The 2,111-nt window shown below is 48.6% G+C and carries 2 protein-coding genes; both read right to left on the reverse strand.

Annotation, left to right across the window (positions count from 1 at the left end):
• The coding region (locus KB557_RS10990; RefSeq protein ID WP_255134162.1) for a hypothetical protein at window positions 1-796 on the reverse strand (796 nt) is incomplete at its 3' end.
• A gap of 38 nt (window positions 797-834) precedes the next feature.
• Window positions 835-2,019, reverse strand: a complete 1,185-nt coding sequence (locus KB557_RS10995) for a glycosyltransferase (RefSeq protein ID WP_255134164.1) — start codon at window positions 2,017-2,019, stop codon at window positions 835-837.
• Window positions 2,020-2,111 lie beyond the last annotated feature (92 nt).

Raw genomic sequence — 2,111 nt, forward strand, 5'->3', positions numbered from 1 at the left:
ATCCGCCATCTTGTTTCCAATGTCTTATTCGTTCATTGGTTTCAGTGTGATTTTCTATGTTATTTGCAACTGGGTTGCTATCAGCAAATTTCTTAATGCGATTGCGTAAGCTCTCGCTAATTATATTTGGGCGGCAACTTATCGGTAATTCAAATACTTGCTTTAGTCCGTTATCTGCTTTCGCTGCATTAAGCCATTGGTATTCGGGAAATAAATCTTCAAGCGGTGCGATTGGTTCAACGCCAATTATTTTAATGCTTGATTGGATCTCATGCTTATTTTCTTCTAGGCATGTGTATGTGTTAAGCAAGCAATGGGCAAAGTTGGGATGCCCTTCAATGCTTAGCTGCATAGCGGCCGCTGTTGCGGCAGGGCTCACTTGCGGCTGATTTAATAATTCGGGCAGTAAAACGTTTGTTACTTGTAAAAACCAATTGCTACCTGCTAATGAATAAGGAAGATGCAGTAGTATTTGCTCCCGAATTAAATATATTGCTTCCAGTTGATGGCCAGCACCTAGATATCCAGGCATTAATAATGCCCGTTGCTTCTGCTCTTTCAATACATAGCCAAATACCAGTCCGTTTCTTATGCTGTGACGGGTTTCAAGTATGCGATTGCCCCAGGGGGATGGAAATCTTAGTTGATCTTCTTTATATGCTTTACCTTGCCAACTCTCGGGCCAGTGATGCTGATTAAATTTCGATCGCCAATCTTGCCAGCGCTCAGCAAAATCTTGCCAAGCACTAGGGCTTGGCTCTGTTTTAATTGTTTCAAGATTAATGATCTGAACCATCTAGCCCCCTTTGTTTGGAATCGGTTTTTGCTTCACTTTCAAGCAACTTTGCGGCATACACCTCTACTACTTGAAACACCGTGTAGCAGTCTTGCAGCACCGATAACGATTGCCGCAAAACCTTTTGCCTTTAGTGCCTCTGCAAACACCACATCATTGCCATCCTCTGGTAGCTGTTCATCAAATTGCACCTCCTGCCACAGCTCCCGCCGCACCATTAAACAAGCTCCAGTAATGGCATCGCTTGTCCATGCCCCATGGCAGGCTTCTCCTGGCAAATGTCGCAGTGGCCAGCCGCGCCAGCGTGCTACGTAACCATCCGCTTGCTTCACTAGTCCCCCATCTGCCACCCGGCCCTGATCATCCAGCAGCAGGGCTCCAATAGGCCCGTTTGTTTGTTTTAGTGCCGCTTTTGCAAGCCAGCCCATGGCTTGATTATTCATAAAACAGGTGTCGTCGTTTAAAAACAGCAGCAATGAGCCAGTACTGGCATGGGCACCGGCATTGCTAAGCCGGCTCCAGTTGAATGGTTCGTCGAGCCGCAGCAATTTAAATGCCTCCCCTTTGCGTTCTTGCCAGTGCTGCAGCAGCTTTGCAGTGCGGGCTTGGCAGCTGCCGTTATCCACCAGCACAACCTGGCCGATCACACCCTCGGCCTGGCCCCACTTTCCCAATTCCTCCAAGCTCTTGAGGCAGGGGCCCAGAAGATCCGGGCGATCGCGGCTTGGAATTATTACCGATACTTGCTTTCTTGGCAGCGCTGCGTGAAGTTGATCTTTTAGGGCCTGCCACTGGGGATTATCCATGCTTTGGTAATGGTTTTCCCAACTTGGCAGCAACAGATCCGGATCTGGAGCCCAGGTTTCTTTTTTTAGAAAATTGCTAACTATCTCCTCCCAACCGTGGATTGGAACCCAGGGCTGCTCCAGCCAGCGGCGTAAAGATGGTTCTTGGCAGTTGTAATTCCCCAGTTCCAAGGCACCTTCAGCTAAGTAGTGGCTAACCCAGGGATCTTTAGGGAGCTGCTCCCTTAATGGGGTGAGCCATTCCGCTGCTTCGCTATGGCGACCAAAACCAGCTAAAACCGTTCCTAGGTTTTGGCGCGACCACAACTCACCGGCATGGCCTGAGCTTGCCTGTTGCAGATGATGCAATGCCAATAAATGGTCTTCATTGGCATAGGCCTCGCGGCCTAGGTTGTGGTGGCTGGCAGGATGGGGCAAACACAGCTCTAGCAAGTGCGTTTAATCTTTAACTGCAACAGGCCTGAATTGCAAGAAATACAATTTTATGAACGCCTGCCAAAAGCTGATCA

This window comes from Synechococcus sp. Cruz CV12-2-Slac-r (genome assembly GCF_024346075.1).
Classification (GTDB): domain Bacteria; phylum Cyanobacteriota; class Cyanobacteriia; order PCC-6307; family Cyanobiaceae; genus Synechococcus_D.